The sequence below is a fragment of the Pseudomonas sp. PSPC2-3 genome, from assembly GCF_049898265.1.
GTDB lineage: Bacteria > Pseudomonadota > Gammaproteobacteria > Pseudomonadales > Pseudomonadaceae > Aquipseudomonas > Aquipseudomonas veronii.
Genome location: NZ_JAFCXJ010000002.1, coordinates 228,756 through 244,150 on the forward strand (window position 1 = coordinate 228,756; position 15,395 = coordinate 244,150).

Below are 15,395 nucleotides of genomic sequence, written 5' to 3' on the forward strand. Positions count from 1 at the left end.
GGATCAGGTTGGCTATAAGGCCGCGCCCAAGAGCCAGAGCAGAACGAGTTCTATCTGATCCATGGAGATCAAAATGTGGGAGGGGGCTTGCCCCCTCCCACATTTTTGACCGAGTTCGGCTCGCCGAGTCAGGTCGGCTACAAGGCCGCTTTGCTTTTGATCTGAGGCACACCGGGCCTAGCTTTGGCTACTTTTGAGAAAACGGATATCGACACGCCCCACTCTCACCATCCCTCTTTCAACATCCGCAATTCCAGATGCTGCAACAGCATGATGGTCTTCCCATCCACGATCTCACCGCTCGCCACCATCGCCAACGCCCGCTCGAACCCCAGTTCCAGTACCTCGATGTCCTCGCCTTCCTCTTCGATCCCGCCGCCCATTCCAACCCGATCCTCCGGTTGGTATTCGCCGAGGAAAAAATGAATCCGCTCCGTCACCGATCCCGGGCTCATGAATGCCGCATAGATCTTCTCCACATGCCCCACGCGATAGCCCGTCTCTTCTTCGGCTTCCAGGCGAATGCGTTCCTCGGGGCTGGCGTTGTCCAGCAACCCGGCCGCGGCTTCGATCAGGTAACCGGGGTAGTCGTTGACGAAGGTGGGCATGCGGAACTGTCGGATCAGCAGCACAGTGCGCTGGGCGCGGTTGTACAGCAGGATGGTCGCGCCGTTACCCCGGTCGTACACTTCGCGGGTCTGGGCCTGCCAGCTGCCGTCGCGGCGGCGCAGGTCGAAGCTGTATTTTTTCAGCAGGTACCAATTCTCCGAGAGTGTCTCTTCGGCGGTGATGCGAACGGGGCTGTTGTCCATGGTCGGGCCTTTGCTCAAAGGAGCAGGAGCATGTCGCGCCAGCAACGCCAACGTCAAGCCAGTCGCATACCGCTACAATCGGGCCCCATAAAAAGTCTCTGCAAGGGCAAGGCAATGTCGCTGCATATCCCGACGCTACTGATAGTCGCCGTGTTCGTGTTCTGCCTGATGGGCCTGCTCACCGTGCATGCCTGGAGCCGTGGCCGTGAACCGACTCTGGGCTATCTCGGCATCATGCTGCTGCTCGCCACCCTGGGCACCGGGCTGATCGCGGTGCGCGGCGTGGGCCTGGACTTTGTCGCGTTGATCCTCGGCAATGTTGTGCTGTTGCTCAGCGCCGCGATGAACTGGACCGCCATGCGCGCTTTCGTGCAGCGCAAGCCGAGCCTGCCGGGGATCTTTGCCGGGTGTGGCGTGTGGCTGTTGATGTGCCTGTTGCCGCAGTTCTATGGTTCGCTGTCGGCGCGGGTCACCCTGTATTCGCTGCTGGCGGCCGGTTATGGCGTGCTGTCGGCCCTGGAGCTGTGGCGCAACCGCGCGACCCTGGAAGTCGCCTACGCTCCCGCGCTGGCGCTGATCCTTTGGCACACCGCGTTCTATGGCATACGCGCAATCACCGACGCCGGCCTGCCGCTGAAAAACGCCCAGGCCTCGGGGGGTGAAGGCGTGCCGTTTTTCTCGTTCATGCTGTTTGAATCGATGCTGTATGCCATCGGCATTGCCTACATCACGCTGGCGATGGTCAAGGAGCGTGCCGAGTTGCGCTTCAAGGCCGCCGCCTTCAGCGATGCGCTGACCGGCGCCGGCAACCGCCGCGCCTTTATGCTCAAGGGCGAAAAACTGCTGGCCGACTGCAGCCGTCGCCAGCGCAGCGCGGCCCTGCTGCTGTGCGACCTGGACCACTTCAAGCGCCTGAACGACAGCTTCGGCCACCCCATGGGCGACCAGGCGCTGATCGCCTTCAGCCAGATGACGCGGACCATGTTGCGCAGCGGTGATGTGTTTGCGCGTATCGGCGGTGAAGAGTTCGCCTGCCTGCTGGCCGACAGCGATGCGGCCGGGGCGTTTGAAGTGGCCGAGCGCATCCGCCGCGGGTTTGCCGAACTGGACCTGCTGACGCCGGGGTTCTTGAGCGTGAGCATCGGCATCGTCACCACCACGGCGGCAGGCCACGACCTCTCATACTTACTGTCCCAGGCCGACCAGGCGCTGTACCAGGCCAAGGCCTATGGACGCAATCGCGTGCAGGTGGTGGCGCTCGCCTGAGCGGACGACGCTTGAATGCCGCAATACTTTGCAAGCAATCCCCACTGACGGCCGTCGAAATAATTCCTGCCTCCGTAGGCCATCTGGTAAAACCCGTGCTTCGTCTTTGCCCTGGACCCTTTATGCCTTCTCGTTTCCTCTCCCGCCTGGGCCTGCGCTGGTTTCCCCTGCTGTGCATGGCCATCCTGATCCTCGGGTTGCCGGTGGGTTGCGCCGTGCTGCAACACAAGGAGCGCGAGCTGGTGTTTCGCATCGAACCGGGCACCGCGAGCTGGTACAGCGGCTTGCCCAAGGCGGTGCAGGAGTTCGAACTCACGCCCGCCAGTTTCAAGTCGGGACAGAACATTCATGGTTGGTGGTGGCCGGCGGACAAGAAGGACGCGCCGGCCATCCTGTACCTGCATGGCGTGCGCTGGAACCTCACCGGGCAGCTGTTCCGCATCGAGCAATTGCACGCGCTAGGCTACTCGGTGCTGGCCATCGACTACCGCGGCTTCGGCCAAAGCCAGGGCGACCTGCCTTCGGAAACCACGGTGTACGAGGACGCACGCATCGCCTGGGAACGCTTCCAGCTGTTGCAACCCGACCCGAGCAAACGCCTGATCTACGGGCATTCCCTGGGCGGCGCGGTGGCGATCGACCTGGCCGCTGAACTGGGCCGGCAGGTCCCCTTGCCCGTGCGCGGGCTGGTGATCGAATCCACGTTCACTTCCCTGGCGGATGTGGCCACCGCCGTGGCGGATACCGCCTTGCCGGTGCGCTGGCTGCTGTCGCAGAAATTCGATTCCATCGACAAGATTGCCGACATCCATATGCCGCTGCTGGTGGTCCACGGCCTGGACGACCGCTACGTCCCCCCACGGTTCAGCGAGCAATTATTTGCCGCCGCCCAGGAACCCAAGCGCCTGTTGCTGGTGCCCGGCGCCAGCCACAACAACAGCATGAGCCTGGCCGGGCGCAGCTATCGCAAAGCGCTGGACAACCTGATGCAAGCGAAGATGCCGACACAGGTTGTCACCCACTCAACCGGGCGCGCCAACGACTCATAAAATGTGTTTTCGGCACTGGGTTCGCGCGGGGCTGTCAAGCGCAAACCCAGCCTATGCTGGCCCGCGCCAGAAGTTGATCAAATATTGATCTTGGGTTGAATCGCCAACCCCTGCCGGGCCCTCGCAAAGTTATCCACAGAGATACCCACGGTTTTCGTGGACAACTCTTTTTATTTTTTTACGATTTTTTTGCTCAGCCCGCGCCTTGGGGAAAGGTGCCAGGCAGCAAAATTTCGCGATTCACATCGCGTATATCGTTATACCCGCACAGCGCCATCGACACGTCCAACTCGCGGGCGATGATCTCCAGCGCCTTGGTCACCCCCGCTTCACCCATCGCGCCCAGGCCGTACAAATGCGGGCGACCGATCAGGGTGCCTTTGGCGCCCAATGCCACGGCCTTGAGCACGTCCTGGCCGGAACGGATACCGCCGTCGAGCCACACTTCAATACGCTCGCCCACCGCATCGACGATCGCCGGCAATTGGCTGATGCTCGATGGCGCGCCATCCAACTGACGACCGCCGTGGTTGCTCACCACCAACGCATCGGCGCCGGCATTCGCCGCCAGGCGCGCATCTTCCACATCGAGGATGCCCTTGATGATCAACTTGCCGCCCCAGCATTTCTTGATCCATTCCACATCGTCCCAACTCAAGCGCGGGTCGAACTGTTGGGCGGTCCATGCCGACAGCGAACTCATGTCCGCCACACCTTTGACATGCCCGACGATATTGCCGAAGCCATGACGCTTGGTGCCGAGCATGCCCATCACCCAGCGCGGCTTGGTCATCATGTTGAGGATATTCGGCAGGGTCAGTCTGGGCGGCGCCGACAGGCCGTTGATCAGGTCCTTGTGACGTTGGCCGAGGATCTGCAGGTCCAGGGTCAACACCAACGCATCGACACCGGCGGCCTTGGCGCGCTCGATCAACTGCTCGATAAAGGCGCGGTCGCGCATCACATAGAGTTGAAACCAGAACGGCTGGCCGACCTGTTCGGCGATGTCTTCCAGGGAGCAGATGCTCATGGTCGACAAGGTGTAGCGCAGGCCAAAGGCAGCAGCGGCACGAGCGGTGAGAATCTCACCATCGGCATGCTGCATCCCGGCCAGGCCGGTGGGCGCCAGGGCGACTGGCATGGCCATGTCCTGGCCGATCATGGTGGCGCGGATCGAACGTTTATCGATATTGCGCGCCACCCGTTGGCGGAATTTGATCTGGGCAAAATCGCTTTCATTCGCCCGGTAAGTGCTTTCAGTCCAAGAGCCGGAATCGGCGTAGTCGTAAAACATCCTTGGAACACGTTTTTGCGCCAGCTTGCGTAAGTCTTCGATGGTTGTGATCAACGACATCTGCGTCACCTCTCCCTGAACTGAGTAGGAAGAGTAACCGCCCATCCGCCGTACAACCAGCCATTGCGTTGATTGATCAGGCCGCTGACGGCTCGTCCGTGGCAGGTGACTCGGGGGTGAGTCCCCAGTCGCCGTGCTCGTACCAGTCATCGCCGATCATCTCGGCCGGGTGCATGGTACGGTCGGCGCCGTTGCCACAAGCCAGATCGGTCGTGGCGCAATAGCGGTCGCAGCCCCAGCAGATGCGTTCGGGGTGCTTGGGGTGCAGCGGAAAAGGCTTGGCCATGATGAGGTTCCCTACCGGCGAACAATAGAGTCAACCTAACCTGGTCGAGGGGGCATGGCCTTGACTGCGGTCAAGATTGGCCAACATGAAATATCACAGAAACTTGACAAGAATCATTATTATTTACGATCAACCTTCCTAGACTCGGGTTCTTTCCCCCTCACCCGTCAGGAAGCCTCCATGCGTATTCCTTCTACTGTGTCCCTGGTCCTGCTGTTGTCCACCTCTGCGGCGTTCGCCAAGGAGTACCCGATCGGCGAGCCGCAGCACTGCCCAGGCCTGGAAATCGGCGCGGTGTACCTGCAACCGATCGAAATGGCACCCGCCGGCATGATGCGCGCCACGGCCGACTCCGACGTCCACCTTGAAGCCGATGTGCGCGCCACGGCGGACAATGCCCAAGGCTTCCAGGAAGGCAGTTTCGTGCCCTACCTGAACCTGTCCTTTACGTTGAAAAAGCAAGGCAGCGACACGCCGATCACCGGTGATTTCCACGCCATGGTCGCCAATGACGGGCCGCACTACGGCGACAACGTCAAGCTGCAAGGCCCGGGCAAATACACCCTGACCTTCAGCGTATTGCCGCCCAGCGGCCACCAGTCCCTGGGCCGCCATACCGACAAGGAAACCGGGGTGGCACCGTGGTTCGAACGCTGCGAAGTCCACTACGAATTCGTCTATGCCGGCATCGGCAAGAAAGGCGGTTACTGATGCGTCGCGCCTTGCTGCTGGGCAGCTTGCTGCTGAGCGGCGCGGCCCTGGCGGCGCCGTTGCCGACCTATGAACTGACCTTGCAGGACGGCCACTTCATCCCGCCGCAACTCACGGTCAAGGCCGGCGAGCGCTTCAAGATCGTGCTGCACAACCTCGGCCAAGGCCCGGCCGAATTCGAGAGCACGCCGCTGCGCGTGGAGAAAGTCTTGTCGCCCGGCGTGACCACCTTCGTCGTGATCCACCCGCTCACGCCGGGGTTGTATCCGTTCTTTGACGAGTTCAACCCACAGTTGCCCGAAGGCAGCATCCTCGCCCAATAGCCCCGGGAGCCGTTGATGAATCAATCGATGTTTATTGTCTGGCGCGAAAGCGTCGAGGCGCTGCTGGTGATCGGCATTCTGCAGGTCTGGATCAGCCGCCAGACCGCGCACTCGCGCCTGGGGCGTTTCCTGTGGGCCGGGGTGGTCCTGGGCTTGTTCTGCTCGGCCGGCCTGGCCGGCTTGATGCTGTGGGCCGGTGAGGCCATGACCGGCCCCCAGGGCGAATGGCTGCAAGCGGCGCTGACGTTATTGGCCAGCGGCCTGATGGTGCAGATGGTGTTCTGGATGCATCGTCACGCGGCCACACTCAAAAACACCCTGGTACGCGAAGCCGATGAACGCCTGGCGCGCCAGGGCGGTTGGGGCGTGTTGCTACTGACGCTGTTGGCGGTGAGCCGCGAAGGCAGTGAAACCGTGGTGTTTCTGTACGGTGCCGGTGCGCGTCTGCAGGGCCCGGCGCTGAACCTGTTCGCGATCGGCGGCGTGCTGGGCCTGGTGTTGGCGGGGCTCACGGTGCTGTTGTTGCGCAGTACGCGGCGCTTCATTTCCTGGTCGCTGTTTTTCGCCCTCAGCGAAGCGCTGTTGCTGCTGCTCGGCGGGGCTTTGCTGGTGGCGGCCGTGGACCGTATCAGCGGGCAATTGCTGGCGATGGACATGCCCGAGTGGGTCTATTCGAGCTTCGGTGAAAGCCGCTGGGACAGCAGTACCCTGCTCAGCGACAGCCACGGCCTGGGCGCTATGTTGGCTGACTTTGTCGGCTACCGCGCCGCGCCGAGCCTGGTCACCGTGCTGGTGCTGCTCGGTTATTGGCTGTGGGTGGGCAACGGCCTGCGCCGTTCGCGGCACGCGGCATGAGCTGGCTGCAGCGCCTGGGCGATGGCATGCGCCGCCATGGGCGCTTGATCCGTGCCGTGCAATGGGCGGTGGTGCTGGTCTACGCCGTGCTGCTGGTGCTGCCGGCGCTGCTGCCGTTGCCGGACAGCCAGGCGCGCCTGGTGAACAACCTGACGCTGCTCGCGCAATTCATCTTCTGGGGCCTCTGGTGGCCGTTCGTGTTGCTGTCGATGGTGTTGTTCGGGCGCCTGTGGTGCGGCGTGCTCTGCCCGGAAGGTTCCCTGAGCGAATGGGCCAGCCAGCACGGGCGCGGCCTCGGCATTCCGCGCTGGCTGCGCTGGGGCGGCTGGCCGACGCTGGGCTTTTGCCTGACCACCCTCTATGGCCAATTGATCAGCGTGTATGACTACGCCCAGGCGGCCCTGTTGATTCTCGGCGGCTCGACCCTCGGCGCGGTGATCGTCGGCCTGTTGTTCGTGCGCGGCAAGCGCGTGTGGTGTCGGTACCTGTGCCCGGTCAGCGGCGTCTTCGCCCTGCTCGCCCGCCTGGCGCCGGTGCATTTCGCGGTGGATGAGCAACGCTGGAAAGCCAACGACGCGCCCCGCCTGCCGCTGCCCAACTGCGCGCCGCTGCTGGATATCCGCCGCCTGCAAGGGGCCAGCGAGTGCCATGCCTGCGGCCGTTGCAGCGGGCAACGCGGCGCGGTGCAACTGATCGCCCGCTCGTGCAATCAGGAGATCCTGCAGGCGCCGCGGCAACCCGGCTCAGTGTGGGACGCGCGGCTGTTGCTGTTTGGTGTGATCGGCCTGGCGATGGGGGCGTTTCAATGGACCGTCAGTCCGTGGTTTATCGCGCTCAAACAAACCCTGGCGACGTGGCTGGTCAGCCATGACTGGCTGTGGCCGCTGCAAGACAACGCGCCGTGGTGGTTGCTCACTCATTATCCGCAGCTCAATGACAGCTTCAGTTGGTTGGATGGCTTGTGCATTGTGTTGTATCTGGGGGGGAGTTCGTTGGTATTGGGGGGCGGCTGTTGGCTGCTGCTGCGGTTGGCCGCGTGGGTGGCGGGTGATCGTGCACTGTTTCGGCCCTTGGCGCTGACGCTGACGCCCCTCGGTGGTGCGGGTTTGTTCCTGGGGTTGTCGGCGACCACGGTGAAGTTGTTGCGGTATGAGGGGTTGGGGTTGGCTTGGGTGCAATCGGCGCGGGCAGTGTTGTTGATGGCGGCGGTTGGGTGGTGTTTGTGGTTGGGGTGGCGGCAGCTTCGGGGGGTTGGGGGGCTGCGGCGTTGGGGTGGGTGGTTGTGTGTGGGGTTGAGTGTTGGCTTGGTGGGGGGTGGATGGTGGTTGCAGTTTTGGGGGTGGGGTTGAGTACATATCCGTTGTTTAGGTTACGGCAGCTATTGGTTCCGCTCTTACAGCGGGTCACTTTGGAAAAGCCTGTACGGACCGGACACATGGTTGACGGGTGTGCGGGGCGCCTAAGATCAAGATCAAAAGCCAGAGCCAGAGCCAGAGCCAGAGCCAGAGCCAGAGCCAGAGCCAGAGCCAGAGCCAGAGCCAGAGCCAGAGCAGAATGAGTTCTATCTGATCCATGGAGATCAAAATGTGGGAGGGGGCTTGCCCCCGATAGCGGTGGATCAGTCATGCATGTAGTGACTGACATACTGCCATCGGGGGCAAGCCCCCTCCCACATTTCTGACCGAGTTCGGCTTGCAGGATCAGGTCGGATATAAGGCCGCGCCCAAGAGCAAGAGCCAGAGCAGAACGAGCTCTATCTGATCCATGGAGATCAAAATGTGAGAGGGGGCTTGCCCCCGATAGCGGTGGATCAGTCATGCATGTAGTGACTGACACACTGCCATCGGGGGCAAGCCCCCTCCCACATTTCTGACCGAGTTCGGCTTGCAGGATCAGGTTGGCTATAAGGCCGCCGCGCGTTGGTTACTTTTCGGGTTGGCCATTACCGAAGAAACGCATCGCCACACCACCTAAACCTTAAACCGCGCCACCGTCTGATGCAGTTCCCCCGCCATCCCCGCCAGATCATGCCCCGCCGTTTCGGTATGCAAGGCCCCTTGCAATACCTGTTGCGACAGGTTCCGAATCCCCACCAGGTTGCGATCCACTTCCCGCGCCACCAGTGCCTGTTCTTCGGTGGCGCTGGCAATCATCAAGTTGCGCTCATTGATCTGCGAAATCGAGCGGGTGATTTCATCCAGCGCCTCCCCCGAGCGTTGCGCTACGCCCAAGGTCGCCTGTACCCGTTCGCTGCTGCTGTGCATCGCGGCCACGGCGTGTTCGGTGTCCTGGCGGATGTTGCCGATCATCTGCTCGATCTCCTGGGTCGAGGTCTGGGTACGATGGGCCAGGGCGCGCACTTCATCGGCAACCACCGCAAAACCGCGCCCAGCATCGCCGGCCCGGGCCGCTTCGATCGCGGCGTTGAGAGCCAGCAGGTTGGTCTGGTCGGCGATGCTGCGGATCACATCCAGCACGCCGCTGATGTCTTGCACGCGGCCGGCGAGTTGCTGGATGCGTTCGGAGGTTTCCACCACGCCGGTGGCCAGGGTGTTGATCGAGGCCACGGTTTCCTGCACCTGCGCCCGCCCAAGCTGGGCGGTCTGTTCCGACAGGCGTGAGGCTTCGCTGGTGCTCACCGCGTTGCGCGCGACTTCATCGACGGCGGCGGTCATTTCGTTCACCGCGGTGGCGGCCTGTTCGATTTCCTGGCCCTGCAACTGCAGGCTGCTGCTGGTCTGGCTGCTGACTGCGCTCAACTCTTCGGATGAACTGGCCACGCCATCCACCGAGGCGGCGATCTGCCGGACCATCTGGTTGAGGTTCTGCTGCATCTGGTGCAGGTTGCGCATCACGCTGCCGTCGGCACTGTTGCCCAGCGGCACCTCGATGGTCAGGTCGCCCTGGGCGATATGGCTGAGCACCCGCGCCACCTCGTCCGGCTCGCCGCCCAAAGGCCGGGTGACGCTGCGCGTGACGATCACGGCGGCCGCCACGACCAGGCTCACGCATAGCAGCAACAGCCCGATCATCGTGCGGCGCGCATCGTCGTAGAGAATTTGCGCAGCCTGCTCGCGCTCGACGAACAGTCGGCCTTGCATGGCCATCAACGCATCGAGGCTCTTGAACACCTCAAGCTCGGCCGGCACCACCTGCTGTTTGAGCTGGGCCAGGCCCTGCTCGCGGGCGCCCTGCTTGATCAGCGCCTGCACCTGGGTAAAGGCCGCGACGTAGGTTTCCCGATGGGTTTTCAACGCGGCATAGGCCGCCTTGCCTTCGGCGGTATCGAACAGTGGCTCCAGGGTGGCGAACGCCTGGGTAATGCGCTGCCGGGTGGTGCCAATGGCCTCTTGGGCCTGCTGGTTATCCTGGTCGATCAGCAGGTCGCGGGTGTTGCGCCCGTTATCGCGCACGCCGGTGGCGATCACCATGATCGGTGCGATTTTCGGCCAGTCCTGCTGCACGATCTGTTCGGACTGTTGCTTGAGGGTTGCCAGGTCATGCAAGGCGTAAAACACCAAACCGACCAGAGCCAGCGGCGCAATCGCGAAGCCGATGACAATGCGTTGTGCCGTGGTTAACTGCGTCATTCTAAACATTCCTTGATGAATACCTGCCCGAAACGGGCAGCATCTTTAAAAATCCTGGGAGGGCGATCGGTCACCCTCGTAATACAAAAGCCGGAAACAACTCGCGCATGCAGCCCCATAACTCCGGCAATGCCATCTGTGCCGGGGCAATCGGCAGTTGCTCATCGAGCATGCTTGCCGTGCGGACCATCTGCACGGCGAAGCGCTTGACACCACTGGCTTGCAAACGCTGGGCCAGGCGCAGCAGGCGCGACGTATCAATCAGATGCCAATGCACCGTGGTGCGGCACTCGTAGTCCACGCCACTGGCCAGCAAGGTCTCCAAACTGCGCCAATTGGCGACGCCGCTGCCTTTGACCTGGGTGACCAGTTGATAGTCCTCGACCAGGGCCTTCACATCGAAGCCCACCCAGTCGGCATGGCGCAGCGCATTGGCAAAGCCTGCCGGTTTGATCCCCGCACTGTGCAGGCCCACGCGAAAGCCCATGGCGCGTACCTCGTCCATCGCCGCCGGCAAACCTTCCTGCAAGGTCGGCTCACCGCCGCTGAACACCACTGCGTCCAACAGGTCCTGGCGGCGCTGCAAAAACAGCAAAACCCGGCGCCAATCGATCTCCGCGCTACCGCGCGGTGCAATCAGGTCCGGGTTATGGCAGTAACGACAGCGCCAGGCACAACCCTGGCAGAACAGCACACAAGCGAGCATGCCGGGGTAGTCGAGGGTGGTCAGGGGCACCATGCCCCCAACCCGTAGCATTCGACTCATTGGCGCCCGGCCGCGCAAGCCGCTTCGGTAAAGTGAACACGCTCCTTGTGTTCGGACTGTTTGCCGGGGTTGAACGCGGACACCGGCCGGTGGTAACCCATCACCCGGGTCCAGACTTCGCAGCGCTGACGTTGTGGCTGGGATGTTTGCATGGTGAATCTCCTTGCGGGTTGAAAAACAGGTTCAAGACTGGGCGGCAAGCGCGAGGATCTCATCGCACTTGGGGCAGAACTCGTGTTCGCCGGCGAGGTAGCCGTGTACCGGACAGATCGAGAAGGTCGGGGTCACGGTCAGGTACGGCAGGCGGAAACGCCCCAGCGCTTTGCGCACCAATTGCTTGCAGGCCTGGGCCGAGGAAATCTGTTCGGCCATATACAGGTGCAGCACGGTGCCGCCGGTGTATTTGCATTGCAGTTCGTCTTGCAGCTCGAGGGCTTCGAAGGGGTCTTCGGTGAAGCCCACCGGCAGTTGCGACGAGTTGGTGTAGTACGGCGCATCCAGGCTGCCGGCTTGCAGGATGTCCGGGTAGCGCTTGCGGTCTTCCTTGGCGAAGCGGTAGGTGGTGCCTTCCGCCGGTGTGGCTTCGAGGTTGTAGAGGTGACCGGTTTCTTCCTGGAAGCGCAGCAAGGTGGCGCGCACATGGTCGAGCAGGCGCAGGGCGAACGCGCGGCCTTCTTCGGTGTGCGTGCCCTGCGTGTCATCCGTGAAATTGCGCAGCATCTCGTGCATGCCGTTGAGGCCGATGGTGGAGAAATGGTTGCGCAACGTCCCCAGGTAACGCTTGGTGTAGGGGTACAACCCGGCGTCCATGTGGTGCTGGATCACCTTGCGCTTGACCTCCAGGCTTTCCATGGCCATTTCCATCAGGCTGTCCAGGCGTTGCAGCAAGCCGCTGGTGTCTCCCTTGAACAGGTAACCGAGGCGCGCGCAGTTGATTGTCACCACGCCCAGCGAGCCGGTCTGCTCCGCCGAACCGAACAGCCCGCCGCCGCGTTTGAGCAGCTCACGCACGTCCAGTTGCAGGCGACAGCACATGGAGCGCACCTGGTTGGGTTGCATGTCCGAATTGAGGAAGTTCTGGAAATACGGCAGGCCATAGCGCGCGGTCATCTCAAACAGGCGGTCGGCGTTCTCGCTGTCCCAGGGGAAATCATGGGTGATGTTGTAGGTCGGAATCGGGAAGGTGAACACCCGCCCCTTGGCATCCCCGGCCTGCATCACTTCGATGTAGGCGCGGTTGATCAGCTCCATTTCCGTTTGCAGGTCGCCATAGGCAAATGGCATTTCCTCACCACCGATCACCGGCACCTGCTCGCGCAAGTCTTCCGGGCAGACCCAATCGAAGGTCAGGTTGGTGAATGGCGTCTGGGTGCCCCAGCGCGACGGCACGTTGAGGTTGTAGATGAACTCCTGCACCGCCTGACGCACCTCGGGGTAGCTCAACTGATCTTTGCGCACATAAGGCGCAAGATAGGTGTCGAACGAGCTGAACGCCTGGGCGCCGGCCCATTCGTTTTGCAGGGTGCCGAGGAAGTTGACCATCTGCCCCAGGGCACTGCTCAAATGCTTGGGCGGCCCCGCTTCGACGCGGCCCGGCACGCCATTGAGGCCTTCGTGCAGCAACGAGCGCAGCGACCAACCGGCGCAGTAGCCGGCGAGCATGTCGAGGTCGTGGATATGCAGATCCGCCTCACGGTGTGCGCGGCCGATCTGCTGGCTGTAGACCTCGTCCAGCCAGTAATTGGCAGTGACCTTGCCCGACACGTTCAGCACCAGCCCGCCGAGGGAATACCCCTGGTTGGCATTCGCCTGCACGCGCCAGTCTTCACGGTCGAGGTATTCGTTCATCGAGGTGGCGACTTCCACCAGGGTCTTGCGGTCACGGCGCAAGCGACCGTGCTGTTCGCGGTAGACGATATACGCGCGCATCGACAGGAAGTAACCGGCGTCCATCAACACCCGCTCGACGCTGTCCTGGATCTGCTCCACATCCAGCCGTTCGATGCCGCGCAGCCGCGCCAGTACCGCACCGAGCAACAGGTCGACCTCGGCCTCCCGATACTCGCCGGTGGCATTGCCGGCGGCGATCAGCGCCTGACGGATTTTTTCGGCGTCGAAGGCAACGAGGCTACCGTCGCGTTTGTGCAGGCGGTTACTGACCAGCGGGCTGAGCATGCTTTGCATTGGAAGGCTCCAGACACTACATATAGATTTAATAAATCTTTGAAACACAATATGCAGTGATATTACGGTCAAGCGTTTGGGCTGCCATTGATCAAGGTCAAGTCTGAACGAAGATCAAAATGTGGGAGGGGCGGTGCGACGATTCGGCTTGTTCCCGATAGCGGTGGATCAGTCATGCATGTATTGGCTGACACACTGCTATCGGGGGCAAGCCCCCTCCCACAGTAAGCCTCCTCCCACAGTAAGTTCCCTGCTACAGCAAGTCCCCTGCCACATTCAACCGCCGCTCATATTCATGAAGCGCACCACCTGCACCTCCCCTGCCCCGGTGAAATCATGGCGCAGCGGCTTACCCCGCAACCCCTTGTGCAACGCCTCGATCAACGGTGCGTCGTCCAACGGGTAACGCCGCAGCAAAGCGCGGAAGTCCACCGCGTTGTCCTGCCCCAGGCACAGCAGCAACTGCCCTTCGACGGTCATCCGCACGCGGTTGCAACTGCCGCAGAAGTTGTGGGAGTTGGGCGAGATAAAGCCGATACGCGTGCCCGGATGCCGCGCCAGGCGCACATAGCGCGCCGGGCCGCCGCTGTTTTCGGTGCTGTCGAGCAAGGCATGGTGACGGGCGATCACGCTGCGTACTTCATCACTGGCACAGAACGTCTCGCCGCGGGAGCGGCCCACGTCGCCCAGGGGCATTTCCTCGATAAAGCTGATGTCGATGCCTTGGTCAATCGCGTACTGCACCAGCGCCGGCACTTCATCGAAGTTGCGCCCTTTCATCACCACGCAATTGAGCTTGACCCGCTCGAACCCGGCCTCTCGCGCCGCCTCGATACCGTCCAGCACCTGGCGCAGATCACCGTTGCGGGTGATCGCGCGAAAGCGCTGCGCATCCAGGCTGTCGAGGCTGATGTTCATGCGCTTGACCCCGGCGTCCACCAGCGGCTGCGCGAGGCGCGCCAACTGCGAGCCGTTGCTGGTCATCACCAGTTCGCGCAAGCCCGGCAGTGCCGCGATATTGCGGCACAACCCGACAATGCCCGGGCGGATCAACGGCTCGCCGCCGGTCAGGCGGATCTTGCGCACGCCCTGGCCGACGAACAGCGCGGCCAGGCGTTCCAGCTCTTCCAGGGTCAGCACCTGCTGGCGCGGCAGGAACGTCATGTTTTTCGCCATGCAGTACACACAGCGGAAATCACAACGGTCGGTCACCGACAAGCGCAGGTAATCGATCGAACGGCCCACCCCATCCACCAGGCTCATGTCACTGCACCAGCGGCGAGTCGGCGCCCTGCAGCGCGATGCCACGAATGTCCGCCGCGCCGATCAGGGTTTGCAGGTACTGCACCAATGCCTTTTGCCACACGCCTTGCTGCAACTGGGTGCGGATCGCCACCGCCACCGCTTCATACGGCAGCGGTTGGCCTTCGATACGCTGATCGACATAGATCACATGCCAACCATAACGACTCTCCAGCGGCTTGCCGGCCAGGCCCGGCGCGAGGGTGAACAACTGACGCTCCAGCTCGGGCACGGTCTGGCCCTTGCTCACCTGGCCCAGCGAACCGCCCTGGGCCTTGGACGGGCACGCCGAATACTGCAGGGCCAGCTCGGCGAATTGGCCGGGCTGCTCGTTCAGGTTCTGCAGCAGCACTTCCGCCTGGCCGTGCGCCAGATGGCGCGCCTCGGCGTCGTCCGGCGCGCATTCGAGCAGAATGTGCCGCACCGCCAGCAACGGCGCGCTGTGAAAGCGCCCGCGGTTGTTCTCGAAGTAGCGCACACAGGTGGCCTCGTCGCACTCAGGCACCTTGACCTCACGCTCGAGCAGCAAGCGCGTGGCGGCTTCTTCTTCGTTCTCGCCGGCGGCGATCTCCACCGCCAGGCCCAGCTCGGCGATCCGCTGCTGCAACAGCTCGCGGATCACCAGCGCACGGGCGGCCAGATACACCGCCTCCTCGCGGCTTTCGGCCGGGTGATATTGCAACTCCAGGGCCATGGCCTCCGGCGTGACGGGCACGCCGTTGACGCTGATGATCGGCCATTCCTGTTCACTGCTGGCGATCAACTCAGGCGTCTTCAGTTCCTCGAACAGAGCCGGGGCCGCAACCTCGGCCACCACCGGTTCTTTGACCGACGAGCCGCAACCGCCGCTGCCGCCATTACCGCCACCACATCCGCATCCAGTTGTCATGACGCTCT

Annotated in this window: 15 protein-coding genes; 6 read left to right on the plus strand and 9 right to left on the minus strand. The window is 62.6% G+C overall.

Annotated elements, in window-relative coordinates; translation table 11 throughout:
• Nucleotides 1–224 precede the first annotated feature (224 nt).
• Complete coding sequence (locus ACP7E3_RS04940) at nucleotides 225–812, minus strand: NUDIX domain-containing protein (RefSeq protein WP_017849304.1); 588 nt, start codon at nucleotides 810–812, stop codon at nucleotides 225–227.
• A gap of 114 nt (nucleotides 813–926) precedes the next feature.
• On the opposite strand from ACP7E3_RS04940, the gene ACP7E3_RS04945 reads away from it, so the two are divergent.
• Nucleotides 927–2,078 carry a GGDEF domain-containing protein gene (locus ACP7E3_RS04945; protein ID WP_057006078.1) on the plus strand — a complete coding sequence of 384 codons (1,152 nt, stop codon included), beginning with the start codon at nucleotides 927–929 and terminating at the stop codon, nucleotides 2,076–2,078.
• A gap of 122 nt (nucleotides 2,079–2,200) precedes the next feature.
• Nucleotides 2,201–3,127, plus strand: a complete 927-nt coding sequence (locus ACP7E3_RS04950; protein ID WP_057006079.1) for an alpha/beta hydrolase — start codon at nucleotides 2,201–2,203, stop codon at nucleotides 3,125–3,127.
• Between the two features lie 193 nt (nucleotides 3,128–3,320).
• On the opposite strand, the gene ACP7E3_RS04955 is transcribed toward ACP7E3_RS04950, so the two are convergent.
• Nucleotides 3,321–4,481: an alpha-hydroxy acid oxidase gene (locus ACP7E3_RS04955; protein ID WP_057006080.1), complete on the minus strand. Its 1,161-nt coding sequence runs from the start codon at nucleotides 4,479–4,481 to the stop codon at nucleotides 3,321–3,323.
• 76 nt (nucleotides 4,482–4,557) lie between these two features.
• Complete coding sequence (locus tag ACP7E3_RS04960; protein ID WP_426122454.1) at nucleotides 4,558–4,767, minus strand: DUF3079 domain-containing protein; 210 nt, start codon at nucleotides 4,765–4,767, stop codon at nucleotides 4,558–4,560.
• A gap of 180 nt (nucleotides 4,768–4,947) precedes the next feature.
• Here ACP7E3_RS04960 and ACP7E3_RS04965 point away from each other — a divergent pair, with 180 nt between their 5' ends.
• The 4 genes from ACP7E3_RS04965 to ACP7E3_RS04980 are packed head-to-tail and all read left to right on the plus strand — an operon-like array spanning nucleotide 4,948 to nucleotide 8,005.
• Nucleotides 4,948–5,478, plus strand: a complete 531-nt coding sequence (locus ACP7E3_RS04965) for an iron transporter (RefSeq protein ID WP_017849309.1) — start codon at nucleotides 4,948–4,950, stop codon at nucleotides 5,476–5,478.
• Nucleotides 5,478–5,801 (plus strand): cupredoxin domain-containing protein, encoded by a 324-nt coding sequence (locus ACP7E3_RS04970; protein ID WP_017849310.1) that lies wholly within the window; start codon nucleotides 5,478–5,480, stop codon nucleotides 5,799–5,801. Before ACP7E3_RS04965 ends, ACP7E3_RS04970 begins: the two co-directional genes overlap by 1 nt.
• Nucleotides 5,802–5,816: 15 nt before the next feature.
• Nucleotides 5,817–6,656, plus strand: coding sequence for an FTR1 family iron permease (locus tag ACP7E3_RS04975; RefSeq protein WP_046383091.1), 840 nt, complete (start codon nucleotides 5,817–5,819; stop codon nucleotides 6,654–6,656).
• Nucleotides 6,653–8,005 carry a 4Fe-4S binding protein gene (locus ACP7E3_RS04980; protein ID WP_261755422.1) on the plus strand — a complete coding sequence of 451 codons (1,353 nt, stop codon included), beginning with the start codon at nucleotides 6,653–6,655 and terminating at the stop codon, nucleotides 8,003–8,005. The genes ACP7E3_RS04975 and ACP7E3_RS04980 overlap by 4 nt, the downstream gene beginning before the upstream one ends.
• Nucleotides 8,006–8,626: 621 nt before the next feature.
• Here the strand turns inward: ACP7E3_RS04980 and ACP7E3_RS04985 are convergent.
• From ACP7E3_RS04985 to ACP7E3_RS05010, 6 genes are all read right to left on the minus strand, one after another.
• A complete protein-coding gene (locus ACP7E3_RS04985) occupies nucleotides 8,627–10,246 on the minus strand; it encodes a methyl-accepting chemotaxis protein (RefSeq protein WP_108526374.1) in 1,620 nt (539 codons plus the stop codon).
• Between the two features lie 70 nt (nucleotides 10,247–10,316).
• Nucleotides 10,317–11,012: an anaerobic ribonucleoside-triphosphate reductase activating protein gene (locus ACP7E3_RS04990; RefSeq protein ID WP_169850799.1), complete on the minus strand. Its 696-nt coding sequence runs from the start codon at nucleotides 11,010–11,012 to the stop codon at nucleotides 10,317–10,319.
• Entirely contained in the window at nucleotides 11,009–11,164 is a 156-nt protein-coding gene (nrdD, locus tag ACP7E3_RS04995) for an anaerobic ribonucleoside-triphosphate reductase (RefSeq protein ID WP_017849317.1), read from the minus strand. Before nrdD ends, ACP7E3_RS04990 begins: the two co-directional genes overlap by 4 nt.
• A gap of 31 nt (nucleotides 11,165–11,195) precedes the next feature.
• A complete protein-coding gene (locus tag ACP7E3_RS05000; RefSeq protein WP_017849318.1) occupies nucleotides 11,196–13,196 on the minus strand; it encodes a ribonucleoside triphosphate reductase in 2,001 nt (666 codons plus the stop codon).
• Nucleotides 13,197–13,472: 276 nt separating this feature from the next.
• Entirely contained in the window at nucleotides 13,473–14,459 is a 987-nt protein-coding gene (moaA, locus tag ACP7E3_RS05005; protein ID WP_017849319.1) for a GTP 3',8-cyclase MoaA, read from the minus strand.
• Between the two features lies 1 nt (nucleotide 14,460).
• Complete coding sequence (locus ACP7E3_RS05010) at nucleotides 14,461–15,387, minus strand: peptidylprolyl isomerase (protein ID WP_057006085.1); 927 nt, start codon at nucleotides 15,385–15,387, stop codon at nucleotides 14,461–14,463.
• Nucleotides 15,388–15,395: the final 8 nt, after the last annotated feature.